The organism is Holophagales bacterium, assembly GCA_016719485.1.
In the GTDB taxonomy this organism is placed as follows: Bacteria; Acidobacteriota; Thermoanaerobaculia; order UBA5066; family UBA5066; genus UBA5066.
In genome coordinates, this window is sequence record JADJZB010000023.1 from 67,359 (window position 1) to 92,174 (window position 24,816).

Below are 24,816 nucleotides of genomic sequence, written 5' to 3' on the forward strand. Positions count from 1 at the left end.
GCGGGCGGGGGGCTCAGGAGCGCGATCAGGCGTCCGCCGGGGGCAGGTCCGGCTTCGGCCCGCCGAGCGCGAAGCCCTGCGCGAACTCCACTCCGAGCTCCCTCAGGATGGCCACCGATCCGAGGTTCTCGACCTGCTCGGCGATCGTCTCCTTGCCGAGGGTGTGGGCCACCGTGTCGATCGCCTTGACGAGGGCCTGGTTCGCGAGGTTCGTGTCGAGGTCGCGGATGAAGGAGCCGTCGATCTTGACGTAGTCGGCCGGGAGGCTCTGCAGGTAGGAGAAGGACGAGAACCCGATGCCGAAGTCGTCGAGCGCGAACCGGCAGCCGAGGTCGCGCAGGCGCCGCATCCACTCCCGCGCGGCCATCATGTCCCTCACCGCGGTCGTTTCGGTCACCTCGAACGCGAGCCGGCCGGGACCGATCCCGCTCTCCCGGATCCGCTCCTCGATCGAGAGGAGGTGCCCCTCCTCGCCGAGGCTCGCGCCGGAGAGGTTCACGAAGACCTCCACGTCCCCCCGCGCCTTCAGCAGCTCGAGCACCTGGTCGACGACCCACATGTCGAGCTGCGGGAGGAGCCCGAACTGCTCGGCCGCGGGCAGGAACGCACCCGGGCCGACGAGCTCTCCGGCGTCGTCGCGCAGCCTGAGAAGCGCCTCGTAGTGCGCCGTCCGTCCCGTGGCGAGGCGGAAGATCGGCTGGTAGGCGAGGACGAAGCGCTGGTCGCGAAGGGCGTCCTTGACCCGCGAGGCCCAGACGCTCGCCTCGGAGAGCGGCGTCGGCGAGATCGAGGCGTCGACGAGGACGACGCGGTTGCGGCCCCGTTCCTTGGCCGAGTAGAGCGCCGAATCGGCGAGGGCGAGGAGCGCGGCGGCGTTGAGGCGCCCGTCGATCGGGACGACGCCGACGCTCACACCGAGGTCGAACCGGCTGCCGCCGACCTCGAAGCGGTGCTCGTGGATCGCCCGCCGGAGCCGTTCGGCCACCATGCGGCCCGCCTCCCCCGGGATCCCCTCGAGGACGAGGACGAACTCGTCGCCACCGAGGCGGGCGATCTCGTCCCCAGGCCGGCGGAGCGTCCCGAGGAGGCGTGCCAGCTCGACGAGAACGGTGTCGCCCGCGGCGTGCCCGAGCGTGTCGTTGACGACCTTGAAGTGGTCCAGGTCGAGGAGGACGAGCGACCCGGGCGTCCCGCGGCGCGCCCGCGCGACGACCCGCTCGAGGCTTTCCTCGACCGAGCGGCGGTTCCCCAGGTCGGTGAGCGGGTCGTGGAGGGCGAGGTAGCGGATCCTCTCCTCGGTCTTCCTCCGCTGGGTGACGTCCTGTTTCACCGCGACGAAATGGCCGATGGTGCCGTCGGTCCCGGTGACGGGCGTGATCGTCTGCTCCTCGACGTAGACGGTCCCGTCCTTGCGCTTGTTGTAGAGCTCGCCCCGCCAGACGTGCCCGCCCAGGATCGTCTCCCACATCTTCTCGTAGTAGAAGTCGCTCTGGACGCCGGACTTGAGCACGCGGGGCGTCTCGCCGCGAACGTCCTCGAGCTTGAACCCGGTCAGGTCGGTGAAGGCGCGGTTGACCCACTCCACGCGTCCTTCGCGGTCGGTGATGACCACCGCGTTCGCGGTCGCCTCGAGGGCCGCCGTCTGCAGCTCGATCCGCTCGAGCTGCTCGGCCTCGAGGAGCGAGAGGGCCGCCTGGTCGGCGATCCGGGTGATCGGCACGACCGCACCGCTCCGGAAGGCCTCCGGCCCGCGGGCGTAGCAGGAAAGGACCCCGAGGACGCGCTCGCCGACGACGAGGGGCACCGAGATCGCGGCACCGAGGCCGCTCGCCACCGCGCCCTCCTTCCAGGGTGCGACCCGCTCGTCCCCGAGGCCATCGACGTAGACGGTCTTCCCGGTCCGGACCGCCTCTCCCGACGGCCCGCGCCCCTCGGGGGATTCGTCCCAGCGGAAGGTCGAGCCCGTCACGAACCCGGCGGCCTCGCCCGCGACGGCCCGCGGCTCGATCCTCCCGTCGGATACCTTCAGGCCGATCCAGACGACCGGGAAGTCGAAGAACCCCGCGACGCGGGTGCAGATCCGCCCGAGGATCGCTTCGAGCCCCTCGCGCCGGAGCAGGCTCCGCTCCGTCTCGTGCTGGAGCCGGACGATCTCCTCGTCGCGCTTGCGGTCGGTGACGTCGCGGCTCGTGATGACGAGCCCGTCCGGCTCCCCTTTCCCGTCCCGCGCGAGGGTCACGAGGGAATCGACCCAGAGCCACCGGCCGTCCTTCGTCCGGAAGCGGTAGGTGAAGGAGGAGGAGCCGTCCCGCCGCGCCTTTCTCCCGAGCATCTCCCGGGAGAGCTCTGCGTCTTCCGGGTGGATGAACTCGAAGGCGTTGTGCCCGATGAACTCCTCGGGCAGCCAGCCCGTCACCGCCTCGTAGGAGGGCGTGGCGAACCGCAGGACCCCGGTGAGGTCCGTCTCGGAGATCACGTCGAGCATGTTGTCGGTGAGCCGCTTCAGCTCCCGCTCGCGTTCCTGAAGCGCCCGCTCCCCCTCGACGCGGTCGGTGACGTCGCGAACGAGGGAGAGCACCGACTCCGCGTCGTGCCTGACGACCCGCCCCTCGAAAACGCGCCGGCCGGCTGGGACGTCGAGCGCGTACTCGATGACCTGCGTGCCTTCGCCCGCGAGGCAGCGGCCGATCGCACCCATCCAGACCGCCGCCGCCGCCGGGGGCAGGACCGTGGGGATCGCGCTGCCGAGGAGGGTCTCGCGCGGTGCGGCGAGAGTCTCCGGCCTCGCGGCGTGGACCGCGAGGTAGCGGCCATCCCGGCCGAGGACGAAGAGGAGGTCGGGCAGCGCCTCCAGGAGCGCGCGATGCCGCCTCTCGCTCTGGCGAAGAGCCGCTTCCCCCCGGCGGCGCTCGATGGCGAGGGCGACCTGCGACGAGACGAACCCGAGGAGCGCCTGGTCTTCCGCGCCGTACCTCAGGTTTCCGACGTAGCTCTGGACCGCGAGGACCCCGATCGTCCGGTCCCCCGCGCGCAGCGGCACGCCCAGCCAGTCGATCGAGGCGGCCCCGATCGACTCCACCTCTCCGCGCGCGACGAGGTCGTCGAAGACCTCGGGCGAGGCGAGCAGGGGCTCCCCCTTCCGGAGGACGTAGCCCGTCAGCCCGCGCCCGACCGGGACGGGCCCCGCGGGGGGCTCGGCGTCGATCTCGTCGCGGAAATAGGGAAACGTGAGGCTGCCGGTCGCCTCGTCCAGGAGCGCAATGTAGAGGTTTCGGGCTTCCATCAGCCCGGCGACGATCCGGTGGATCCGCGCGAAGAGGTCGTCGAGGCCCTCGCTCGACGTCACCGCCTGGGCGATCGCGTAGGTCGCCTCCTGGATGCGCCTCTGGCGGCGGTAGCGGTCCGTCCCCTCGCCTACCGCGGGCTCGTCGCTCCTCATGCCCCTCCCGGTCGGACTGATGTTAGCCGCTCGACCACCCCGGCGCTCCGGTCGAGGAGCAGAATGAGCTGTTTCTCTTTCCACCCGCCAGACCTGACGGACGCCCGGGGGGGGCATTCCCGCGACGGACCGGCGCGAGGGCTTGACAGGAAATCGATTTATAACTATATTTTCATATAGTCACACACAGGGGACCGATTCGGGCCCCTCGCCGGCAAGGAGGAGACATGCGATACGGAGTGGCGGTGGCGGTCCTGGGGCTCGTGGCCTCGGGCGCCGTCCGCGCGGACGGACCGATCTCCCTGGGGGAGGCGATGAGCCGGGCCCGGGACGGAGCCCGCGAGGTGACCGCCGCGAAGGCCCGGCAGGAGGCGGCGACGGCCCGCGTGAGCCAGGCCTCGGCCTTCCGCCTGCCGTCCCTGACGCTCTCTGAAACCTACATCCGGACCGACTCGCCCGCCGAGTCGTTCGCGCTGGAGCTGAACCGGAACGAGTTCTCCTTCCCGGCCTTCGTCACGAGCAACCCGAACGACCCCGGCTGGTCGGGAACGGCGATCACGCGCGCCGAGGCGATGGTCCCGCTCTTCACGGGCGGCGAGCTCTCCGGCCGGATCGACCAGGCCCGGAGCGCCGCCGAGGCCGCCGGCAGTCAGGCCCTCTGGGCCGCCGACAACGCCGCCCTCGCCGCCGGCGAGGCCTGGGTGATGCTCGCGCAGGCCGAAGAGTTCGTCTCTCTCCTCACGAAGGCCCGCGACACCGTGAAGGCCCACGTGGAGCTCGCGAAGAGCTACGTCGAGCAGGGGATGCTCGTCCGCTCCGAGCTCCTCCGGGCCGAGGTGGAGCTGGCCCGCGTCGAGGACCTGCTCGAGGACGCGAAGGGGAAGGCCCGCGTCGCCAACGCGAACCTCGCCTTCCGGATCGGCGTCGCGCAGGACTCGACCTGGCAGCTCGCGCCTCTCCCCGGCCCGAAGCCCCTCGACGGCGACGCCGCCTCCTGGGTCGCCTCGGCCGGATCCCGGAAGGACCTCGCCGCGGCGAGGAGCCTCCTTCGGGCCGGCGAGCTCGAGGAGAAGGTGAAGAAGGCCGCCTGGTGGCCGAAGGTGGGCGTCTCCGCCCGGTGGGACCTCCACGACAAGAACCTCTTCGGGGCGAGCGGCTCGGCCGGGACGGTCATGGCCTTCGCCGCGATCAACGTCTTCCAGGGCGGGGCCGACAAGGCCGCCGCCGCGGCGGCGCGCCTGGATGCCCAGGCCGGCCGCGAGGACGTCGCCCGCTTCGCCGACGGCGTCGCCCTCGAGGTGAGGCAGGCGTACGAGGAGGCTGCGACCGCCCGCGCCCGGCACGCCACCGCCGTCAAGGCGCTCGAGTCCGCCCGCGAGAGCGAGCGGATCACCGACGAGCGCTTCAAGAGCGGCGTCGTGAAGACGATCGACCTTCTCGACGCGACCACTGCCCGTAGGGAGGCCGAGACGCGCGAGCTCGTCGCCCGCGCCGACGCCCACGCCACGGCGCTGCGCCTCGCGGTGAAGGCCGGCAAGGCCCCGGAGACGGCAGTCCCGTGAGCGCGCCCGACACCCTCCTCCCCGACCCGACAAAGCAGAAGAGCACGGAGGCTCGCATGACTTCCCGGAAGACCGTTTCCCTCGTCACCCTCACCGTGGCCGGCGCGCTCGCGCTCACCGCCTGCGGAGGCGGGCACAAGGCCGGCGCACTCGCCACCCCCGACCCCGTCTCCGCCTCCCTCGCGAAGGCCGCGTCGCGCGAGATCCCCCAGCGCATCGAGCTCTCCGGCACCGTCGAGGCGGGCAAGTCCGCCATGGTGAGCAGCCGCGTCATGGCGTCCGTCGTCGCCGTCCCGGTGAAAGAGGGCGACCTCGTGGCCCAGGGCCAGCTCCTCGTCGAGATCGACCCCGCCACCGCCCAGGGGCAGGAGTCGCAGGCCCGCGGCGCCCTCGCGCAGGCCAAGGCCGGGTTCGCCCTGGCCGAGCGGAACTACCAGCGCTTCCAGGCCCTCCAGAAGTCCGGCTCGGCCTCCGAGCTCGAGCTCGACATGGCCCGGATGCAGTACGAGCAGGCGAAGGGGGCCGTCGAGCAGGCGACGGGGGCGGTCGGCGCCGCCGCCTCCGTCGCGAAGGAATCGCGCGTCGTCGCCCCGTTCGCCGGGCGCGTCGCGAAGAAGATGGTCGAACCGGGCGACCTCGCCGCCCCGGGCCGTCCGCTCGTCATGGTCGAGTCGACGGCCGGCCGGCGGCTCGTCCTCTCCGTCCCCGAGAGCATCGTCGCCACGTCGAAGCTCGCGGTCGGCACCACGCTCCTCGTGACGCTCGACGCGACGCCCGGCGCAAAGCCGCTCCCGGGCCGCGTCGTGGAGATGTCCCCGGGCGCCGACCCGGCCAGCCACTCCTTCACGGCGAAGGTCGACGTCGGCGGAGCGCTCGTTCCGACCGGCGTCTCCGGGCGCGCCGTCCTCGAGACGGGCCGCCGGACGGCCGTCGTCGTCCCCGCCTCGTCCGTCCTTCAGCAGGGCGGCATGAGCCTCGTCGTCGTGAAGGACGAGCAGGGCAAGGCGCGGACCCGCGCCGTGACGCTCGGCTCGCGCGACGGCGACGTCGTCGAGGTCCTCTCGGGCCTCAAGGGGGGCGAGGAGCTCCTCGTCGGCCTCTCGGCGGCCCCCGCCGACGGCGCGGAGGTCCGCGGTCAGGTCTCGGGTGAGGTGAAGAAGTGAGCGAGCCCACGGGCGACGCCGGCAACAAGGCGTCGATCGAGGAGACCAAGAGGGAGGCGCTCCGGCTCAAGATGACGCGCCGCCCCGTCGGCGCCTCCGGGCGGATCGCCAAGGCCTTCCTCGAGTCGAAGCTCACCCCGCTCCTCGTCGTCGCCTCGCTCCTCGTCGGCGCGTTCGCCGTCCTGGTGACGCCGCGCGAGGAGGAGCCGCAGATCAAGGTCCCGATGATCGACGTCTTCCTCGGGATGCCGGGAGCCACGGCCCAGGAGGTCGAGCGCCGCCTGACGTCGCCCCTCGAGAAGGCGATCTACGAGATCCCGAACGTCGAGTACGTCTACTCCACGACCCAGCCCTCGGGCGGGATGATCATCGTCCGCTTCATGGTCGGGACCGACCCCGACCAGGCCGCCGTCCGGGTCCACACGAAGCTCCAGGAGAAGTCCGCCGAGCTTCCCGCCGGCGCCATGCCGCCGCTCGTCGTCTCCCGCGGCATCGACGACGTCCCGGTCCTCGCCTACACCCTCTGGTCCGCGGACGCCTCGCCGATGCAGCTCAAGCAGGTCGCCGAGGAGCTGAAGGTCGAGCTGACGAAGCACCCGCGCGTCGCGCAGGTGACCGTCCTCGGCGGCGAGAAGCGCGCACTGAAGGTCACCTTCGACCGCGACCGCCTCGCCGCGCACCAGGTCTCCCTCCTGCAGGCCTACATGGCCCTCTCCGGCGCGAACTGGCGCCTCCCCGCCGGGAGCTTCGCCACGGCGGACGCCGAGACCCAGGTGGAGGTCGGCTCCCTCTTCCGCAACGCCGACGAGGTCGGCGGAGCGGTCGTCGCCGTCTGGAACGGCAAGCCCGTCTTCCTGCGCGACGTGGCGACCGTCTCCGACGGCGCCGACGAACCCTCGCAATACGTCTGGATGCTGGCGGGCCCGGGCGCGGCCCACCGCGGCGTCGCCGCGGGGGCCGACACCGCCGCCGTCACGGTCTCCGTCGCCAAGAAGCCCGGAACGAACGCCGTCGAGCTCGTCGAGGACCTCGACAAGGTCGTCGCGGGCCTGAAGGGGAAGGTCATCCCCTCGAACGTGACGGCCACGAAGACGCGCGACTACGGCCACACGGCCGACGAGAAGTCGAACGAGCTCATCTTCCACATGGCGCTCGCGACGCTCTCGGTCGTCCTCCTGATGGCCTTCTTCCTCGGCCGGCGCGAGGCGATCGTCGTCCTCGTCGCCGTTCCCATGACGCTCGCCCTCACGCTCGCGTCGTCGTACCTCTTCGGCTACACGCTGAACCGGGTCACGCTGTTCGCGCTCATCTTCGCGATCGGCATCCTCGTCGACGACGCCATCGTCGTCGTCGAGAACATCCACCGGCACTACGAGCTGGGCTGGGGCCCGCCGCGCCTGACGACGATCTACGCCGTCGACGAGGTCGGCAACCCGACGATCCTCGCGACGTTCGCCGTCGTCGGCGCGCTCCTCCCGCTCGCGTTCGTCTCGGGGCTCATGGGCCCGTACATGCGGCCGATCCCGATCAACGCCTCGGCCGCGATGATCTTCTCCCTCTTCGTCGCGTTCGTCGTCTCGCCGTGGCTCACGTTCAAGCTCTTCCGCAAGTACGCCGAGGAGCACGCCGGCAAGGCGAGCTTCGAGGGGCACGCCGAGACGCATCAGGAAGACAAGCTCCACCGCTTCTACCAGAAGCTCTTCACGCCTCTTCTCCAGAGCCCCGCGAAGAGCTGGGCGCTCGTTGGCGGGGTCGCCGTCCTCCTCCTCCTCTCGATGTCGCTCGTCTACTTCAAGGTCGCCAAGGTCAAGATGCTCCCGTACGACAACAAGAGCGAGATCCAGGTCGTCGTCGACATGCCCGAGGGGACGACGCTGGAGGCGACGAACTCCGTCGCCCGCGACCTCGCGCTCGAGGTGCGCAAGCTCCCCGAGGTCTCCGACGTGCAGGTCTACGTCGGCACCTCCGCCCCGTTCAACTTCAACGGCCTCGTGAGGCACTACTTCCTCCGGTCCGGCCCCCTCGTCGCCGACCTGCAGGTCAACCTCCTCCCGAAGGACCAGCGCAAGCGCGACAGCCACACGTTCGCCAAGGACGTGAGGACGCTCCTCCTGCCGATCGCCAAGGCCACGGCGCGAACCTGAAGGTCACCGAGGTGCCGCCCGGACCTCCCGTCCTCTCCACGATGGTCGCCGAGATCTACGGTCCGGACATGGAGAAGCGGATCTCTCTCGCGGGCCAGGTGAAGAAGATCTTCGAGGAGACCCCTGGCGTCGTCGACGTCGACTGGCTCGTCGAGGACGAGGCGCCGAAGGTCGAGCTCGTCGTCGACCGCGAGAAGGCGGCCCGCGCCGGCGTCACCCCCGAGGTCGTCACGCGGACCCTCCGCGTCGCGCTGAACGGCGCCGAGGCGGGCCTCCTGCGCGACGAGAACTCGCGCAACCCGGTCCCGATCGTCCTCCGCCTCGACCGCGCCCAGCGCTCCAGCCTCGACGGCCTCCTCCAGACCGCCGTCCACGGCGGTACCGGGCGCCTCGTCCCGCTCCGTGAGCTCGTGACCGTCGTCACGACCAAGAGCGAACGTTTCATCTACCACAAGAACCTGCAGCCGGTGACCTACGTCCTCGCCGAGATGGCGGGCGTTGCCGAGGCCCCGGTCTACGGCATCCTCGACATGGGCGGCAAGGTGGAGGCGCTGAAGTCGCCCGACGGCTCGCCCCTCACGGTCATGTCGACGACGCTCCCGACCGACTCGACGAAGTACGCCATGAAGTGGGACGGCGAGTGGCACATCACCTACGAGGTCTTCCGCGACATGGGCATCGCCTTCGCGGCCGTCCTCGTCCTGATCTACTTCCTCGTCGTCGGCTGGTTCAAGAGCTTCGTCACGCCGCTCATCATCATGGCGCCGATCCCGCTCACGCTCATCGGCATCCTGCCGGCGCACGGCCTCTTCGGCATCTTCTTCACCGCGACGTCGATGATCGGCTTCATCGCGCTCGCGGGGATCATCGTCCGCAACTCCATCCTCCTCGTCGACTTCATCAACCTCGAGCTCGAGATGGGCGAGCGGCTCGAGGACGCGGTCATCCGGGCGGGCGCCGTCCGCTTCCGGCCGATCGTCCTCACCGCCCTCGCGCTCGTCGTGGGCGGCGGCGTCATCCTCCTCGACCCGATCTTCCAGGGCCTCGCGGTCGCCCTCATCGCGGGCGTCGTCGTCGCGACGGCCCTGACGCTCGTCGTCATCCCGCTCCTCTACTACATGTACCTGAAGGCGGTCGGCATCGAGAAGGCCCTCCCGCCCCGGGACGACGCGGCCTGATCTCCCGGGGGGGCGCTCGCCGGGGGGCGCGCTCCCGGGGGGCGCTATTCGCCGCCCCCCGGACCCCCCAACTCACCGGACGAAAGACCACAAGGAGAAAGACCCCATGAACCTCAACGAATGGCTCCGGGCGATCGCCGGCTTTTTCGTCATCCTCTCCGTCGTCCTCGCCGTGACGGTCGACCAGCGGTTCCTCTGGTTCACCGGCTTCGTCGGGCTCAACCTCCTCCAGTCGGCCTTCACCCGCTGGTGCCCGATGATCACGATCCTCAAGAAGATCGGCGTCCGCGAGGCCTGACCGTGCGGATGCTGATGATCGTCGTCGACGACGGAAAGAAGGAGGAGCTCGAGGTCCTCCTGAGGAAGTCCGGCGTCGCCGGCTGGACCGAGATCGCGGGCGCCTCCGGCATGGGGACGACCGGCCCGCGACTCGGCTCGGCCGCCTTCCCGAAGACCTCTGCCGTCCTCTTCACGGTCGTCGAGGACGAGAGGGCCCGCTCGCTGACCGCCGACCTGAAGTCCTACTGCGCCGAGTGCGGGGAACGCCTCAGGATCACCTCCTGGGCCGTCGAGGAGCTCCTCTGAAACCTCGCTTGACGATCCCGCCGCTGGACGCTATATTACCGTATGGTGATATGGTCATGAAAAAGGCCGCCACGCTTCCGAAGGAGCAGCTGATGGACGGGATCGCGAGCTTTCTCAAGGCGCTCGCCGACCCGACGCGGCTCCGGATCCTCCACGCCCTCCAGGGCGGGGAACGTTGCGTGAACGACCTTCTCGCGGAGCTTCCATGCAGTCAGGCGAACGTCTCGAAGCACCTGGCCCTCCTCCGGGCGGCGGGAATCGTCGAATTCCGGAGACAGGGAGTCCAGATCTACTACCGGATCGCCGACCCGGCGGTCTTCGCGATCTGTGGGGTCGTCTGCGGGGCGCTCGAGCGCTCGCTGGACGGCCGGAGGGAAGGCCTGAAGATGGGGAAAACGGCCTTCGCCGCGGGGGCACGCGCGTGAGCCCCGACCTCCTGATGATGGGCGGCTTCGTCGTCGTCTGGATCCTGCTCCAGTACGTCATCCTGCCGAGGCTCGGCGTCCCCACGTGAGCGGTGCCCACTCCGGCCGGCGGCCGGAGCTGCTCGACGCGTCCCGGGAAACCCGAAACCACGAAAGCGGCCCCCGACGTGAAGACCTCCCTGCCGGAAACGGTCCCGGGAGAACAGGTACGAGAGAAGACACGGTAGAAGAGATGAAGAGCAAGAGCGCGACCATTCCCGCACCCGTCGAAGAAGGGCGCTGCCAGTCCTGCGGCGAGGAGATCCTGCCCGTCCCCACGTGAGGGGGCATCTACCTCTGGCGTTGCCAGGGCTGCTGGAAGATGTACCGAACCGACCAGGTCTATCCCTCGGGTATCCCGGCCGAAGTCTGGGCGAAGCTCACCCGGGGCTGCTGAGGAAAGACGATGCCCCTCTACGAATACCGATGCGACGCCTGCGGCCGGACCTTCGAGGAGCTGCGCTCTTCGAGCGACGCCGACACGGTGATCGAATGCCCCTCCTGCGAATCGCGGCGCACTGCGCGGACGCTCTCTCGCTTCGCCTCGGGGACCGGCTCCTCGGGATCGGCGAAGGGCGGCTCGTCGTGCGGCACCCGCTTCACGTGAGCGTCGTGAACCCGTGGGCCCGTCGGGCCCCCTCCGCCACGGTCTGATCTGCCGCCTCGTTCCCTTCCCGGCGCCCCGAGCGGGCACGAAAGGAGCCTCCCCATGAAGGACTCTCCCGTCGCCGTCCAGGCGATTTCGGCGCTCCCTTTCGACCAGGCCGTCGCCCGCGCCCGCGAGGCCCTCTCGAAGGAGGGCTTCGGGGTCCTGACGGAGATCGACGTGCAGGCCACGTTGAAGAAGAAGCTCGACGTCGACCGCGAGCCCTACCTCATACTCGGGGCCTGCCACCCGCCGTCCGCCCACCGCGCCCTCGAGGCAGCCCCCGAGGTGGGCGTCCTCCTTCCCTGCAATGTGACGGTCTCCGTCGAGAACGGAAGGACCGTGGTTCGTGCGATGGACCCGGCCGCCGTGATGGGCCTCCTCGCCCTGCCCGCGCTGGCCTCGGTCGGCCAGGAGATCGGGGAGAGGCTCCGCCGCGTGATCGAGGCGTGCCTGGCCTGAGCCCCGGACCGGAGGCCCTCAGGTGACCGGGACGGCCGCCGTTCGGGGCCGTCCCGCAGGGACCTTCCGGCGGGGACGCCGGCGCGCGGCCTGGGTCGTCGCCGGGACGCTCGCTCTTCTTTCGCCTTTCACGTTTCCGACCGCCCCCGACGGGCTCCTCGTTCTCAGAACCGCCGAGGCCCTCGCGTTCGAGGGAACTTTCGTCCTTCCGCCGGCCGCTCCGGGAACGGAGCTGCACCCGTGGTTCTTCCGGCCCGCACCTTTCGGACAGGCCGGCGTCGTCGCGGTTTACCAACCGCTGAGCTCTGTCTGGAGGGCCGCCGCGCTCGTCGCCTCGGCGGCGGTCCCGGCGGGCTTTCCCCGGGGTCTCGCGGCGGACCTCCTTCTCGTCCTCGGGCCGATCCTGCTCACGGCGTCGGCCGTCTTCCCGCTCGCCCGGTTACTCCGGTACGGCGGGCTCGGTGCGCGCGCGGCGCCCGTGATCGCGGCGGGTCTCATCCTGGGCACCTTCCTGGGTCCACTCGCGGGGACGGACTTCAGCGAGCCCCTCCTCGTTCTGCTCGTCCTCGTCGCCTTCGAGCGGAGCCTTCGCTCGATCCGGCTGCGGCGTCACCCCGAGAAGAGCCTCGTCGCCGCCGGGTTCGTCGGGGTCCTCGCGAACCTCGTCAAGCCCGTGGCCGGTGCGGCGCTGCCCGCTCTCGCTCTCCCGCTGCTCCTCGTCCGCGACGGCCGCGAGCGGAGACGCCGCCTCCTCGCGTTCATCGCAGGGGCCCTCCCCGCGACAGCCCTCTTCCTCGCCGCGAACGCTCTGCGCACGGGGCGCATCCTCGAGGTCGGGTACGCCGACCAGCCGCTCGGCGACGTCGTCTCTCCGCTCTGGACGTTCCTCAGGATCACGATTCTGCCGAACCGTGGCCTCTTCTGGCTCGCGCCGATCTCGATGGTGGCGCTGGCCGGGATCGCGCTCCTCCTCCGGAACCGCACGCGCCGGATCGAAGGCCTGGCCGCGCTCGTCGGGTTCGGCGGGTTCTTCGCGGTGAACCTCGCCTACTGGGCCTGGGAAGGGGGCATGGGCTGGGCACCCCGCTACCTCGCGCCCGCCGTCGTCTTCCTCGCGCCCGGCCTCGCAGCGGGGGCGCGGGCGTGGCCTCGCGCGACCGGCGCCCTCGTGGTGGTCGGATTCCTCCTCAACATGCCGGGATACCTCCTCGATCCTGACCGGATCTACCGCGTCGCCGCGGCCGAAACGGGTTCTCTCGCATCGTTCGGACCCTTCGTCGCCCTGCACGGCGACCCGGGTGCGCCCGGGGAGCTTCACCCGATCCAGCGCCCTCACTACGTCCCGGCCCGCGCCGGCGTCTTTCTCGGCCCGCGCATCCTGCTGCGCCTCCTGCTCGACGGCGAGGGTCCTGCAACGGGCGGCGCTCCTCTCGGCCAGCGGAAGGACTCCGTTCTGCTTCGCATGCGGCTGGGCGAACCGCTCGTCCCTTCCGCCAGCCGCTCCGGACAGGTCTTTCTCGACGAGGCGACCCAGGGAATCCCGGTCGACCTCGAACGGAGCTACCGATTCGCCGTTCGCGCCGTGGAATGGAACGGCCCCCCCGTCGACAGCCTCGCGATCGCGTCGTACCTCGCGCTCCGAACGGGCCGCATCGCCGATGCCGTCCGCTTCGCCGAGACCGGGCTGAGCATCGACCCGTTGCGGGAAGACCTCCGCACGAACCTCGCGATCGCGCGGTCCGCCGCCCCGCCCCCTCCCTGAACTGCGCTCGAAAGCCCGGGCACCCCGGAGGATCCGCGTGCCACGTGACTCAGGTCGTCGCACCAGGCAGCGGAGTCCCCCAGAGTCCTCCCAGCGAGAGACGACTTCGGGTCGCCCCCCCCTGGCACGCGATCCCCATTCGGGCAGCGCGGCCCTCCTTCCCGGGCCGCCCTCGTCACGCCGCCTTTCCCCGGAGCCAGACGACCTGGTAGGGACGAAGGCGCAGCGCGACCTCGCCGCGGTCTACGGGCACGTCGTCGCCCGAGACGAGATCGACGAGCGGCCCCGCCGCGATCCCTGCGTCGGCGAGACGGAGGCGCGCATCGACCGACTCGCCGGAGACGTCGACGATCGCCACGACCGGCGCCCCGCCGGCGGCGGGAACCCTCGCGAGGGCAGAGAGGCGCGGGTCGAGCCGCAGGACCCGCTGCTGCGCCGCCGGGTGGAAAGCGGGCTCGGCCGCCCGCCGCGACAGGAGGTCGATGAAACGGCTCGCCGTCCTCGACGGAATCGAGGAGGGATCGGCGAACTGGTCGAAGAGCCACTCCTCCCGGAGGGCCGAGCGGTTGATCGAACGCGCCTGCCCGTCCCGCCGAACCGCCTCGAGGTCGTTGCCCGCACCGAAGAAGCTGAGGAGGTAGATGCCGGGCACGCCCTTCAGCGCGAGGGCGATCGCGCGGGCGGCGACGAAGCGGTCGACCTGCCTCTCGGTGTCCTCCCCCGGCGTCGCGTCGTTCAGGGCGCTCCACCAGGTGACGTTCAGCTCGTAGGGGACCGCCTCGCCTCCCTCGCCCGTTCGCATCGAGACGAGGCCGCCGACCGCCCGCACGCGCTCGCAGAGGCGCGCGATCTCTTCCCCGGCGAGGATGCCGCGGGCCCCCATGAGACCGATGCCGTCGTGCGAGTCGAGAAAATTGAAGAAGGTGGTCGTCTCCGACGGCGGCTCGAGCCCGGCCGCCCAGCGCGAGAGCACTTCCGCCGAGCCGGTGACGAAGGCGTGGAGGACGAGCGGTGGCAGCGCGAAGTTGTAGACCATCTGCGCTTCGTCCGTCCCGTCGCCGAAGTAGGTGATGTTGTCGGCGTGCGGGACGTTCGTCTCCGTCACGAGCGCGACGTGCGGGGCCGTCGCGTCGAGGACGTCGCGGACGAGCTTCACGATCTCGTGCGTCTGCCTCAGGTGGGCGCAGCTCGTCCCGAGCTCGTGCCAGATGTAGGTGACGGCGTCGAGCCGGACGAGGTCCGCCCCGCGCCGCACGTAGTAGAGGAGGATCTCGAGGACATCGAGGAGGACCCTCGGGTGGCGGAAGTTGAGGTCGATCTGGTCGCGCGAGAAGGTCGTCCAGAGCCAGCGGGGTCCGTCGACCGTGGCGAACTCGTTCAGGAGGTCCGATGTCCGGGGCCTGAGGACGAGCTTCAGGCGGTCTTCGTCGATCTCCTCGCGGGACGAGAAGACGCGGAAGAAGCGCTCGAACTCCGGGTCTCCCGCGAGGAAGCGCTGGAATCGGCGGCTCCTGGCCGAGATGTGGTTGAAGACACCGTCGAACATCAGCCGGAACCCGCGCCCGAGTCGCGCGATCTCCTCCCAGCTGCCGAGCCGCGGGTCGACCTCCTCGTAGGCCATGACCGAGAAGCCCCGGTCGGACGAGGAGGGGAAGAACGGCAGGACGTGGACGGTCGTGACGAGGCCGCGGAAGAAGACGAACGCGAAGTCGGAGAGAGTCCGGAGCGGCGTGCGGCCCTCGGAGACGACGAGGTCTCCGTAGGTGATGAGGACGGCGTCCTTTTCGCTGAAGCGGTCGCGGGGGACGAACGCGGCCTCGGCGGCCCGGATCCCGGGCGTCGCGTAGGCGTCCTGCACCCGCACGAGCCGGTCGACGTGGCGCGTCACCGTGTCGGCTCGCTCGTCGCCGTAGAGAAATGCCACGCGCCGCCGCACCCGTTCCGCGATCGCCGGCGTCAGGCCCCGCAGAGGCTGCGCGTAGTCCGGCTCGGGAAGGTAGTCGAGACCGCGGAACGGGTCCGCGGCGGCCTGCTTCAGGCTCCGCGTCACGTGCAGAAGCTAGCACGAGCGAGGGACCTGTCGAAACCGCCGCAGATTCGGCACGATGGCCGTTTTCGCTTCCCACCGTAAGCGACCGCGGGGAACAATGGGCCATGAGCGACTTCGCGCAGAACGGGCCGATCACGACCCTCACCCGTCTCGGAAACCGGCCGCTCGTGGAGCTGGAGGACGCCCTCGTCCGCCACACGCGCCGGAACAGGGCCGCCCTCCTCATCCCGTCCCTCATCTCGGAGCTGGAGCGCCCCGCGCTCCTGAAGATCTGCGACGAGATCGCGCAGGCGCCGTACCTCGACACGGTGCTCATTTCCCTCGACCGGGCCGACGAGGCGGGCTACCGGGGCGCCCTCGAGTACTTCAAGCGATTGAAGCGCCGCACCGTCGTTCTCTGGAACGACGGCCCGGGCGTGAAGGCGCTCCTGGAGAAGCTCGGAAAGGCCGACCTCGCCCTCGGCGAGCGGGGGAAGGGACGCGCCTGCTGGATCGGCTTCGGCTACCTCCTCGCGCAGGGGAACATCGAGTACATCGCGCTCCACGACGCGGACGTCCTCGACTACGACCGCGCGATGCTCGCCCGGCTCCTCTACCCGATCGCCGACCCGATCCTGAACTTCGACTTCTGCAAGGGCTACTACGCACGGTTCACCGACCGGCTGAACGGCCGCGTGGCGCGCCTCTTCGTCGGCCCGCTTCTCGGGTCGCTCCGGTCGCTCCTCGGCACCAACGCCTACATCGAGTTCCTCTCCTCCTTCCGCTACCCGCTCGCGGGCGAGTTCGCCCTCTCCGCCGACCTCCTCCGGCAGATCCGCGTCCCGTCGGACTGGGGCCTCGAGGTGGGGACGCTCTCCGAGGTCTACCGGCACCGCTCGCCCCGGCGCGTCTGCCAGGTCGACATCGCCGACCGCTACGACCACAAGCACCAGGTGCTCTCACCGGAGGACCCGACGAAGGGCCTCCACCGGATGGCGGCCGACATCGCCAAGCACCTGCTGCGGACGCTCGCCGCGGCCGACACCGTCCTCGGCGACGGGACGCTCAAGTCGCTCCTCGCCTCCTACCAGAGGCGGGCCGAGGACGCTGCCTCGAGCTTCTACGCCCTCGCGAAGATGAACGGCCTCGTCTTCCCGCGCCACGAGGAGGAGATGGCGATCGCCACCTTCGCCGGCGCGCTGAAGAGCGGCGTCGAGCAGTTCCTCGCCGACCCGCTCGGCGCCCCGCTCATCCCGAACTGGGCACGGGTCCTCTCCGCCGTCCCGGAGGCGGGAGACCTCCTTCTCGAGGCGGTCGTTGCCGAGGGGGGGATCCTGAACGGCTGACGGCGATCAGGGCAGGAGCAGGAACGCGAGAACGACGACGAGCGTCGGCACGAGCGCGCCGAGGAGGAGGCCGATCGGCAGGATGCCGTCCGGGAAGTAGCGGGAGAGGATCGACTGCCCGGCCGGGTTCGGGGCGTTTGCGATGACGGTGAGACCGCCCCCCGCCACCGCCCCCGCGACGACGGCGTACTTCAGCTCGGGCGTGAACCCGGGGACGAGCGAGGCGAGGTAGGTGATCGCGGCGTTGTCGTTGAACGCCGTCAGGATCGTCGCGCCGGCGAAGAGCGCCCCGACGTCGAGCCGGGCGAGGAGCGGCGCGATCCACCACTGCTGGAGCGTCCCGTGGAGGACGAGGCCCGCGAGAAAGAAGCCGACGAGGAGCGGCGGCCTCAGGTTCAGCGGGTTCTGGTGGGGCGCCGTCGCCTGCGTGAAGGCGAGGAAGTAGAGGAATCCCGCGACGAAGAGGGCGGGCGTGTGGGCGGTGAAGACGGTCCAGCCGAGGAAGAGGAGGTGGGTGCCGACGATCCACGCGGGGACCGTCCGCTCCGACGGGCGCTCCACGGGGTCCGCCAGGCGCGCCTTCTTCCTCCCGGCGAGGTCGGCGAACTCCTTCCGGAAGAAGAATGCAAAGAGCGCCGTCGAGACGAAGACGGCGAGCGCCGCCTTCCACCCGAAGTTGCGGAGCATGAACGTCAGGCCCCAGCCGTACTTGCCCGCGACCATCAGGACGGGGGGCGCGGCGAAGTGGGTGAGGGTGCCGCCGACCGAGACGTTCACGAAGAGGAGCCCGAGCGTGCCGTACTTCAGCCTCGTGGAGGGGTTCAGCTCGTAGAGGTGCCGCGCGAGGAGGAGCGCGCAGATCGTCATCGCGGCCGGCTCGGTGATGAAGGAGCCGAGGAGCGGACCGACCGTGAGGATCGCGGCCCACCAGGCGAGCGGCGTCTTCCCGCCGAGGCCCGCGACGGCCCCGAGGCACTTCTCCGCGAAGGAGAGGACGGGCCGCGTCGAGGCGATCGCCATGACGACGACGACGAACATCGGCTCGGTGAAGTGGACGTGCGCCACGTAGCCCTCGACGGAGTGCCACCCCTTCATGGCGGCGGCCGCGACGAGGAGCGGGATCGCCCAGATGCCGAACACCGCCTCCACCTCGCCGAAGAAGTGGAGCATCTCCACGCGGAAGCTGTGCCCGTCGCCCCCCGTCTCCTTTGCGGTCCGGTGCTGGAGGCGGTGCGCGGCGGCCGTGATCCTCGCTGCGAGGAAGGTGTGGACGATGGCCAGGACGAAGACGACCGTCGCCACGAGGTTGACCGGCTCCTCCTCGACGCGGTGGACGAGGAGCTGCCAGAGCGTCATCCCCGTCTCGCCCGTGTAGGCGTCCAGCGGGAGAGGGAGCGCCTCTTCCGCCAGGGCGGCCGCCTCCGTCGCGAGGGCCGCAGGCGCCCAGAGGAGGAAGCCGATCGCCGGCAGGAGCCGGCCGGCGAGGAGGCCAGGGGAGCTCGTCTTCATGGATACGGATTCTGGCATCCCGGCCTCCCCGCCCCCACGAGGCCTCGCGCGAGCGGTCAGGGGTCGGGATCGGTCTGGACGTTTCCCTCCGGCCTCGGCATCTCGTTGATCTTCGTCCCGGGGAAGAGCGGGACGCCGAGGGCGAACGCGGCGCGCCCGATGGCGTGGGCGGCGAGGGGGGCCGTCAGGAAGACGAAGGCGACCGCCGCGAGGGCGCGCGTCGCGACGCCGAGGTCGTCGAACGCGATGGCGAGGGCGAAGAAGATGCACATCTTCACGAGCGTCGACGCCTTGGAGGTGGCCGACAGGCGGGTGAGGACGTCGGGCATCCGGAGGACGCCGAGGGCGGCGAGGAAGGCCGTGGCGACGCCGGCGAGCATGAGCGCCGCGGCGAGGAGCTCGCGGATGCTCATCGCGACCTCTCCAGGTAGGCGGCGAAGGCGACCGTGCCGAGGAACGAGAGGAGCGCGAGGACGATCGCCACGTCGATGTAGACGGCGTTTCCGGAAGCGAGGGCGACGACCGCCACGACGCTGATCCCGAGCGTCGAGAGGAGGTCGAGGCCGACGACCCGGTCGGGGAGGCTCGGTCCGAGCCCGATCCGCACGACCGTCAGGAGGAGGGCGAGCCCGAGGACGGGGAGGGCGACCCAGAGGGCGAGGTCGGCGAGGAGCGTCACTCGAAGACCTCCTTCACCCGCCGCTCGAACCCTTCCTTCACCTCGCGCCGGAAGGCGTCGGGGTCGGCGACGTCGAGGGCGTGGACGTAGAGCGTCCGCCGGTCGGGGGAGACGTCGAGACTGAGCGTTCCGGGGGTCAGCGTGACGAGGTTCGCCAGGACCGTGATGCCGGCGTCGCTCGTCAGGTCGAGCGGCACCGCGACGATGCCGGGCGAGAGCGACGAGACGGGCCGCAGGATGCTCCTGGCGACGGCGGCGTTCGAGAGGAGGAGCTCCTTCAGGAAATAGAGGAAGAGCCCGACGGCCTTCGGCGCTTTGGAGAGCTGGACGCCGCGCCGCCCCCGGAACCGCACGAGGACCAGGAGGAGCGCGGAGACGATCGCCCCCTCGAGGACGTTCGCGAGCGTGACCTCGCCCGTCAGGGCGACCCAGGCGGCCGTGAGGAGGAGGAGGGCGACGAGCACGGCTCAGCTCCCCCCGCCCCGCGTCCCGAGGACGGCGCGGATGTAGAGCTCCGGGTCGAGGAGCTGGGCGGCGGCGCCGTCCGCGAAGCGGAAGAGGACGCCGGCGCCGAGGCCGATGACGACCGTGATCGCACCGAGCACGAGGACCGGCCCGAGGAGGGACGCCCGCTCGGCGCCGGAGAGGGGCGGCGCGGAGGCGCCCGGGCCGTCCGTGGGGGCCGGTTTCCAGAAGGCCTCGGCCCAGATCTTCGTCATCGAGAAGAGGGTCAGGAGGCTCACGCCGAGGGCTACGGCGACGATCGCCCCGTGCCCGGCCTCGAGGCCCGCGCGAACGAGGAGGTATTTCGCCCAGAAGCCCGAGAGCGGCGGGAGGCCCGCCAGCGAGAGCGCCGGGACGAGAAAGGCCGCGGCGAGGAGGGGCGAGCGCGCGAGGAGCCCGCCGAGGCGGTCGAGGGAGAAGCTCCCGCCGACCCGCCGCATCACGCCCGCCGCGAGGAAGAGGTTTGCCTTCACGACGATGTGGTGGAGGACGTAGAAGACCGTCCCCGCGAGGGCGAGGCGCGTCCCGACGCCGAGCCCAAGAAGCATGTAGCCGATCTGGCTGACGATGTGGAAGGAGAGGACCTTCCGCACGTCGGTCTGGGCCATCGCCCCGAGGACTCCCGTCACCATCGTGAGGCCCGCAATCCAGAGGACGAGCGGGCTCGTGAAACCGGGGTCGCGGTTGAAGACGAGCGTCAGGACCCGGACGAGCGCGTAGACGCCGACCTTCGTCAGGAGGCCGGCGAAGAGGGCGGCGACCGGCATCGGCGGCGTGTGGTACGAGGCGGGGAGCCAGAAGAAGAGGGGGAAGGCGGCGGCCTTGATGCCGAAGGCGACGAGGAAGAGCGTCGCCACGACGCTCGGGAGCCCCTGCCCCGGGAGGGCGCGGAGCGCGACGGCGGCGTCGGCCATGTTGAGAGTCCCGACCGACCCGTAGAGGAGCCCCGCCCCGGCGAGGAAGAGGGCCGAGGAGACGAGGTTCAGGACGACGTACTTCAATGCCCCCGTCAGCTGGGCGCGTTCGCCCCCGAGCGAGACGAGGACGAAGGACGACATGAGCATGACCTCGAACCAGACGTAGAGGTTGAAGAGGTCGCCCGTCAGGAACGCGCCGCAGACGCCCATCGAGAGGACGTGGAGGAGAGTGTGGTAGCCGAAGCGCTCGCGTGCGGCGTCGATGCCGGCGGCGGAGAAGGCGACGACGGCGGCGAGGATCACGGCGGCGACGACGACCATCGCCGCGGCGAAACGGTCGGCCACGAGGCTGATGCCGAACGGCGCGGGCCACGCGCCGGCCTGCGTCACGAGGATGGTCCCGTCGAGCGTGGCGGCGAGAAGGAAGCCCGAGGAGGCGAGGAGGCCCGCCGCCCCCGCGAAGCTCGCGGCCCGCGCCGCCCGCGGGGCGCGCGAGAGGAGGATCGTCGCGATCGCCGTCGCGAGCGGGACGAGGAGCGGGAGAACGAGGAGGAGGTTCACGAGCCCTCCTCCCGCATCCCGTCGACGTCGTCGGTCCCCGCCTCCTGGCAGGTGCGCTTCAGGAGGACGAGCGCGAAGGCCTGGACGCCGAAGCCGATGACGATCGCCGTCAGGATGAGCGCCTGCGGCAGCGGGTCGGCCGACGGGACCGGCGGCACGAGCGCGCCGGGCGGGACGATCGGCGGGCCCTCGCGGACGAGCCGGCCCGCCGTGAAGATGAGGAGGTTCGCGGCGTAGCCGAGGAGGGCGAGGCCGAAGACGACCCGGACGGCGCCCCGGCGGAGGAGGAGGTAGGTCCCCGCCGCGTAGAGGACGCCGACCGTGAGCGCGAGGACGATCGTCACGCCTCGTCCTCCTCCTGGAGCGTGAGGAGGATGAGGAGGACGATGCCGAGGACGGTCACGTAGACGCCGGTGTCGAAGAGGACGGGCGTCCCCGGCTTTCCGATGACGGGGAGCGGCGTCTCCCCCCAGAGCCCGGTCATGAAGGGGCGCCCCGCGGCGAGGCTGAGAAGGCCGCTCGCGAGCGCGGCGAGAAGGCCGGTTCCGACGAGGACCTCGGGCCGGGCCGGCAGGAGCTTTCGCGCCGACTCGACGCCCCCGGTCAGGGCGACGAGCGAGTAGGCCGTCGCGGCGACGAGGCCCCCGACGAAGCCGCCCCCCGGCTCGTTGTGCCCGCGGAAGAGGAGGAAGACGGAGAAGAGGAGGAGGAGCGGGAAGAGGAGCCGCGCCGCCGAGGCGAGGATGACCGACCTCATCGCTCCTCCCCCTTCGGACCCGCGGCGCCCGCAGCGCCAGAGGAGAGGCGGAGCTTCACGAGGGCGAAGACGCCGATCGCGGCGACGGCGAGGACCGTGATCTCGCCGAGCGTGTCGAGCCCGCGGAAGTCGACGAGGATGACGTTGACGACGTTGCGTCCCTTCGCGAGAGACAGGCTCGCCTCCGAGAAGAACGGCGTGAGGCGCGACCTCAACGGTTCGGCGTGGACGGCGAGGACGAAGCCCGCCATGAGCGCCCCGGTGGCCGTCGCGAGGAGGCCGTCGGCCACGCGCGAGCGGGGCGCCGACCGGCTCTTCAGCCGCGGCAGCCTCCGGAGGACCGCGACGAAGAGGAGGACCGAGAGGGTCTCGATGGCGAACTGCGTCATCGCGAGGTCGGGCGCCCCGAAGACGAGGAAGAGGAGCGCGATGCCGTAGCCCGTGACGCCGAGGGCGACGACGGCGGCGAGGCGCGACCCGGCGGCGACGGTCCCGACGGCGCCCGCGGCGACGAGGAGGGCGAGGACCGCCTCGATGGGCCGGACGGAGCGGAGCGCGTCAGGTGCGCCGAAGAGGCCGCGCGAGAGGAGGAGGGGCGCCGAGAGCGCGACGGCGGCGAGGAGGACGATCCGGACGTCCTGGCGGAGGGACCCCGCGGAGAGGAGGCTCGCGGTCCCCTTCGCGAGCTTCACGAGGCCGGCCAGCCCGTCGCGGTAGAGGCGGGCCGGGCCGAGGGCGGCCACCGGGGCGAGGCGCTCGGCGAGGGAGCGGAGCCGGGCGCGGTTCGCCCAGAAGGCGAGGCCCACGGCGAGCGTGACGAGGCTCTTGAGGAGGACGAGGTTGAACCCGTGCCAGAGCTCCAGCTTCACGCCGTAGGGGTGGCCGAGCGCGGCCGAGGCCGCCGAGGAGAGGAACGGCGAGATCGCCCCGGCGAAGAGGCCGCACGCGAGGCTCCCGAGACCGAGGACGACGGGGCCGAGCCACATGAAAGCGGGGGCCTCGTGCGGGGCCTTCGGCGTCTCGCCCCGCGCGCCCGTGAACGGTCCCCACCCGACGGCGAGGGCGACGGCGACGAGGAGCATGTTCGACGCGACCGCGACGGGCACGAGGAGGAGGGGGATCGGCGAGGCCCTGAGGGCCGCGTCGTAGAGCAGCTCCTTGCTGACGAAGCCGAGGAGGGGCGGCAGGCCCGCCATCGAGAACGCGGCCGCCACCGCCGCGACGCCGGTCGCCGGTAGGAGGGCGAAGAGGCCGCCGAGCCGGGTGACGTCGCGCGTCCCGGTCTCGTGGTCGAGGATCCCCGCGACGAGGAAGAGCGCCGCCTTGTAGAGCGCGTGCGCGAGGAGGAAGACCATCGCCGCGCCGAGCGCCGCGGGCGTGCCGACGCCGATGAGCATCGTGAGCGACCCGAGGGAACTGACGGTGGAGAAGGCGAGGAGCCGCTTGAGGTCCTTCTGGCCCACTGCGAGGACGGCTCCCGTCAGCATCGTGGCCGCGCCCGCCGTCGTCACGATCCAGCTCCACTCGGGCGTCCCGCCGAGCGCGGGGTGGAGGCGCGCGAGGAGGAAGACCCCCGCCTTCACCATCGTCGCCGAGTGGAGGTAGGCGCTTATGGGCGTCGGCGCAGCCATGGCGCCCGGGAGCCAGAAGTGGAACGGCACCTGGGCCGACTTCGTGAAGGCGCCGAGGAGGACGAGGAGGAGCGCCGGCGTGTAGAGCGGGCTCGCCTTCAGGGCTTCGGCGTTGGCGACGAGGGCGGAGATCTCGAGGCTCCCGCCCGCCTGCCCGAGGAGGACGAAGCCAGCGAGGAGGGCGAGCCCTCCCCCGCCGGTGACGAGGAGCGCCTGGAGCGCCGCGGCGCGGACCTCGGCCTTCTCGCGGTCGAAGCCGATCAGGAAGTACGACAGGATGCTCGTCGCTTCCCAGAAAACGAAGAGGCCGAGGAGGTTGTCCGAGAGGACGAGGCCGAGCATCGCCGCGAGGAAGGCGACGAGGTACCCGAGAAGGGCGCCGCGGCGGGGGTGCCCCTCCATGTAGGTCCCGGCGTAGAGGAGGACGAGCGCCCCGATTCCCGTGACGATGAGCGCCATCAGGAGGGAGAGGCCGTCGAGCCGGAAGGAGAGCGACACGCCCAGCTCCGGGATCCAGGCGAGCGCGGCGGTGCGCACCCCGCCCTCGGCGATCTCCGGGACGAAGCGAACGAACCAGGCGAAGAGGGCCGCCGGGAAGAGCGCCAGGAGCGGGGCGGCACGCCGCCCCAGCCCCCTCTCGACGAGGGGCGAAAGGAGCGCCACGAGGAATCCGGTCAGGACGGCGGCAATCACGCGAAGCCGTATAACACCGGTGCGCCCGGTCCTATTCCTGCCTCTCGTCCGAACCCTGCGAACGCACCGAGCCCTCGGCTCCTAGACGTGCCGGATTCCCGAGTCCTCCTCCTCGGCCCTGAGCTTCTTCTCGAGCCACGCGCGGGCCAGGTCCCTTCCCCCGAGGCCGAAGGCGAGGGCGAGCGTCAGCGCGAGCGCGCCTCCGGCGATCGAGAACGCCGCCACGAGGATCGAACGGCCGACGCCGAGGTGGTCGAGCGCGGCCGCAACGAAGGACGCCGCGACGAGGACGTAGGCGGCCCTTGCGCCGGCCCGCGCCCAGGGAAGGCCGGCGTTCACGGCGCCGAGGAGGACGCTCCGTCTGACCAGCGCGCCGGCGCCGAGCCCGACGACGGCCAGGAGCGTCGCGCCGAGAAGGCGCGGCAGGAAACCGACCGCCTCCGAGAGGACGTTGCGCAGGGCTCCCGGTTCCAGGGCGTTGACGCCGACGGCGAGCGCCACGACGACCGCCGTCCAGAAGGAGACGGTCCCCACGACCCGCTCGGGTTCGGCCTTCAGGCCGGCGGCGCGCAGGAGCTGCCTCGAGGAGGATCCCTCCTCGCCGCGATATCGCTTCCGAAGCACGATCGCGAACCTCAGGAGCGTCCGGAGGAGGAGCCCCGCCAGGACCCCGACCAGGAGCGACACGAGCAGAACGAGCGCCGCGGGAACGACCGAGAGGAACGCTTCGAGGAGGCGATCGAAGGCGAGGGCAATCTGCTGGCCGAGAGTTCTTCCCATGTCGT

At 71.2% G+C, this 24,816-nt stretch carries 20 protein-coding genes and 1 pseudogene; 10 read left to right on the plus strand and 11 right to left on the minus strand.

Annotated features, from left to right (window positions below; all coding sequences use genetic code 11):
- Nucleotides 1-25 precede the first annotated feature (25 nt).
- Nucleotides 26-3,439: an EAL domain-containing protein gene (locus IPN03_15965; GenBank protein ID MBK9375168.1), complete on the minus strand. Its 3,414-nt coding sequence runs from the start codon at nucleotides 3,437-3,439 to the stop codon at nucleotides 26-28.
- A 227-nt stretch (nucleotides 3,440-3,666) separates the two neighbouring features.
- Here IPN03_15965 and IPN03_15970 point away from each other — a divergent pair, with 227 nt between their 5' ends.
- From IPN03_15970 to IPN03_16010, 9 genes and pseudogenes are all read left to right on the plus strand, one after another.
- Complete coding sequence (locus tag IPN03_15970; protein ID MBK9375169.1) at nucleotides 3,667-5,001, plus strand: TolC family protein; 1,335 nt, start codon at nucleotides 3,667-3,669, stop codon at nucleotides 4,999-5,001.
- A 56-nt stretch (nucleotides 5,002-5,057) separates the two neighbouring features.
- On the plus strand, nucleotides 5,058-6,164 hold the full coding sequence (locus IPN03_15975) for an efflux RND transporter periplasmic adaptor subunit (GenBank protein ID MBK9375170.1): 1,107 nt from the start codon (nucleotides 5,058-5,060) through the stop codon (nucleotides 6,162-6,164).
- 71 nt (nucleotides 6,165-6,235) lie between these two features.
- Nucleotides 6,236-9,486, plus strand: a pseudogene (locus IPN03_15980) (efflux RND transporter permease subunit).
- Nucleotides 9,487-9,592: 106 nt separating this feature from the next.
- On the plus strand, nucleotides 9,593-9,784 hold the full coding sequence (locus IPN03_15985) for a DUF2892 domain-containing protein (GenBank protein MBK9375171.1): 192 nt from the start codon (nucleotides 9,593-9,595) through the stop codon (nucleotides 9,782-9,784).
- A gap of 2 nt (nucleotides 9,785-9,786) precedes the next feature.
- Nucleotides 9,787-10,071 carry a hypothetical protein gene (locus IPN03_15990; protein MBK9375172.1) on the plus strand — a complete coding sequence of 95 codons (285 nt, stop codon included), beginning with the start codon at nucleotides 9,787-9,789 and terminating at the stop codon, nucleotides 10,069-10,071.
- 56 nt (nucleotides 10,072-10,127) lie between these two features.
- Nucleotides 10,128-10,496 (plus strand): winged helix-turn-helix transcriptional regulator, encoded by a 369-nt coding sequence (locus IPN03_15995; GenBank protein ID MBK9375173.1) that lies wholly within the window; start codon nucleotides 10,128-10,130, stop codon nucleotides 10,494-10,496.
- Nucleotides 10,497-10,941: 445 nt separating this feature from the next.
- Nucleotides 10,942-11,142 carry a zinc ribbon domain-containing protein gene (locus IPN03_16000; protein ID MBK9375174.1) on the plus strand — a complete coding sequence of 67 codons (201 nt, stop codon included), beginning with the start codon at nucleotides 10,942-10,944 and terminating at the stop codon, nucleotides 11,140-11,142.
- 102 nt (nucleotides 11,143-11,244) lie between these two features.
- Nucleotides 11,245-11,643 (plus strand): DUF302 domain-containing protein, encoded by a 399-nt coding sequence (locus tag IPN03_16005; protein ID MBK9375175.1) that lies wholly within the window; start codon nucleotides 11,245-11,247, stop codon nucleotides 11,641-11,643.
- Between the two features lie 22 nt (nucleotides 11,644-11,665).
- On the plus strand, nucleotides 11,666-13,405 hold the full coding sequence (locus tag IPN03_16010) for a hypothetical protein (GenBank protein ID MBK9375176.1): 1,740 nt from the start codon (nucleotides 11,666-11,668) through the stop codon (nucleotides 13,403-13,405).
- A 175-nt stretch (nucleotides 13,406-13,580) separates the two neighbouring features.
- On the opposite strand, the gene IPN03_16015 is transcribed toward IPN03_16010, so the two are convergent.
- Nucleotides 13,581-15,455 (minus strand): sugar phosphorylase, encoded by a 1,875-nt coding sequence (locus IPN03_16015; protein MBK9375177.1) that lies wholly within the window; start codon nucleotides 15,453-15,455, stop codon nucleotides 13,581-13,583.
- A 104-nt stretch (nucleotides 15,456-15,559) separates the two neighbouring features.
- Between IPN03_16015 and IPN03_16020 the strand changes: the two genes are divergently transcribed.
- The gene (locus IPN03_16020) at nucleotides 15,560-16,780 is read left to right on the plus strand and encodes a glycosyl transferase (GenBank protein ID MBK9375178.1); all 1,221 of its coding nucleotides are present in this window, start codon (nucleotides 15,560-15,562) and stop codon (nucleotides 16,778-16,780) included.
- A 6-nt stretch (nucleotides 16,781-16,786) separates the two neighbouring features.
- On the opposite strand, the gene IPN03_16025 is transcribed toward IPN03_16020, so the two are convergent.
- From IPN03_16025 to IPN03_16065, 9 genes are all read right to left on the minus strand, one after another.
- A complete protein-coding gene (locus tag IPN03_16025; GenBank protein ID MBK9375179.1) occupies nucleotides 16,787-18,289 on the minus strand; it encodes a putative Na+/H+ antiporter in 1,503 nt (500 codons plus the stop codon).
- Nucleotides 18,290-18,345: 56 nt separating this feature from the next.
- Nucleotides 18,346-18,669 (minus strand): monovalent cation/H(+) antiporter subunit G, encoded by a 324-nt coding sequence (locus IPN03_16030; protein MBK9375180.1) that lies wholly within the window; start codon nucleotides 18,667-18,669, stop codon nucleotides 18,346-18,348.
- A gap of 29 nt (nucleotides 18,670-18,698) precedes the next feature.
- On the minus strand, nucleotides 18,699-18,968 hold the full coding sequence (locus tag IPN03_16035; GenBank protein MBK9375181.1) for a cation:proton antiporter: 270 nt from the start codon (nucleotides 18,966-18,968) through the stop codon (nucleotides 18,699-18,701).
- Nucleotides 18,965-19,432 carry a Na+/H+ antiporter subunit E gene (locus IPN03_16040; GenBank protein ID MBK9375182.1) on the minus strand — a complete coding sequence of 156 codons (468 nt, stop codon included), beginning with the start codon at nucleotides 19,430-19,432 and terminating at the stop codon, nucleotides 18,965-18,967. The genes IPN03_16035 and IPN03_16040 overlap by 4 nt, the downstream gene beginning before the upstream one ends.
- Before the next feature lie 3 nt (nucleotides 19,433-19,435).
- On the minus strand, nucleotides 19,436-20,950 hold the full coding sequence (locus IPN03_16045; protein ID MBK9375183.1) for a Na+/H+ antiporter subunit D: 1,515 nt from the start codon (nucleotides 20,948-20,950) through the stop codon (nucleotides 19,436-19,438).
- Entirely contained in the window at nucleotides 20,947-21,294 is a 348-nt protein-coding gene (locus IPN03_16050; protein MBK9375184.1) for a Na+/H+ antiporter subunit C, read from the minus strand. Before IPN03_16050 ends, IPN03_16045 begins: the two co-directional genes overlap by 4 nt.
- Entirely contained in the window at nucleotides 21,291-21,707 is a 417-nt protein-coding gene (locus tag IPN03_16055; GenBank protein MBK9375185.1) for a Na+/H+ antiporter subunit B, read from the minus strand. The genes IPN03_16050 and IPN03_16055 overlap by 4 nt, the downstream gene beginning before the upstream one ends.
- Nucleotides 21,704-24,031 carry a putative monovalent cation/H+ antiporter subunit A gene (locus IPN03_16060; GenBank protein ID MBK9375186.1) on the minus strand — a complete coding sequence of 776 codons (2,328 nt, stop codon included), beginning with the start codon at nucleotides 24,029-24,031 and terminating at the stop codon, nucleotides 21,704-21,706. The genes IPN03_16055 and IPN03_16060 overlap by 4 nt, the downstream gene beginning before the upstream one ends.
- 81 nt (nucleotides 24,032-24,112) lie before the next feature.
- Nucleotides 24,113-24,811 (minus strand): hypothetical protein, encoded by a 699-nt coding sequence (locus IPN03_16065; protein ID MBK9375187.1) that lies wholly within the window; start codon nucleotides 24,809-24,811, stop codon nucleotides 24,113-24,115.
- Nucleotides 24,812-24,816: the final 5 nt, after the last annotated feature.

Bases quoted from the DNA above. Each gene is read 5' to 3' on its own strand.
- IPN03_15965 (MBK9375168.1), bottom strand. From the start codon at position 3,439: ATGAGGAGCGACGAGCCCGCGGTAGGCGAGGGGACGGACCGCTACCGC.
- IPN03_15970 (MBK9375169.1), top strand. From the start codon at position 3,667: ATGCGATACGGAGTGGCGGTGGCGGTCCTGGGGCTCGTGGCCTCGGGC.
- IPN03_15975 (MBK9375170.1), top strand. From the start codon at position 5,058: ATGACTTCCCGGAAGACCGTTTCCCTCGTCACCCTCACCGTGGCCGGC.
- IPN03_15985 (MBK9375171.1), top strand. From the start codon at position 9,593: ATGAACCTCAACGAATGGCTCCGGGCGATCGCCGGCTTTTTCGTCATC.
- IPN03_15995 (MBK9375173.1), top strand. From the start codon at position 10,128: ATGAAAAAGGCCGCCACGCTTCCGAAGGAGCAGCTGATGGACGGGATC.
- IPN03_16000 (MBK9375174.1), top strand. From the start codon at position 10,942: ATGCCCCTCTACGAATACCGATGCGACGCCTGCGGCCGGACCTTCGAG.
- IPN03_16005 (MBK9375175.1), top strand. From the start codon at position 11,245: ATGAAGGACTCTCCCGTCGCCGTCCAGGCGATTTCGGCGCTCCCTTTC.
- IPN03_16020 (MBK9375178.1), top strand. From the start codon at position 15,560: ATGAGCGACTTCGCGCAGAACGGGCCGATCACGACCCTCACCCGTCTC.
- IPN03_16025 (MBK9375179.1), bottom strand. From the start codon at position 18,289: ATGAAGACGAGCTCCCCTGGCCTCCTCGCCGGCCGGCTCCTGCCGGCG.
- IPN03_16030 (MBK9375180.1), bottom strand. From the start codon at position 18,669: ATGCTCGCCGGCGTCGCCACGGCCTTCCTCGCCGCCCTCGGCGTCCTC.
- IPN03_16055 (MBK9375185.1), bottom strand. From the start codon at position 21,707: ATGAGGTCGGTCATCCTCGCCTCGGCGGCGCGGCTCCTCTTCCCGCTC.
- IPN03_16065 (MBK9375187.1), bottom strand. From the start codon at position 24,811: ATGGGAAGAACTCTCGGCCAGCAGATTGCCCTCGCCTTCGATCGCCTC.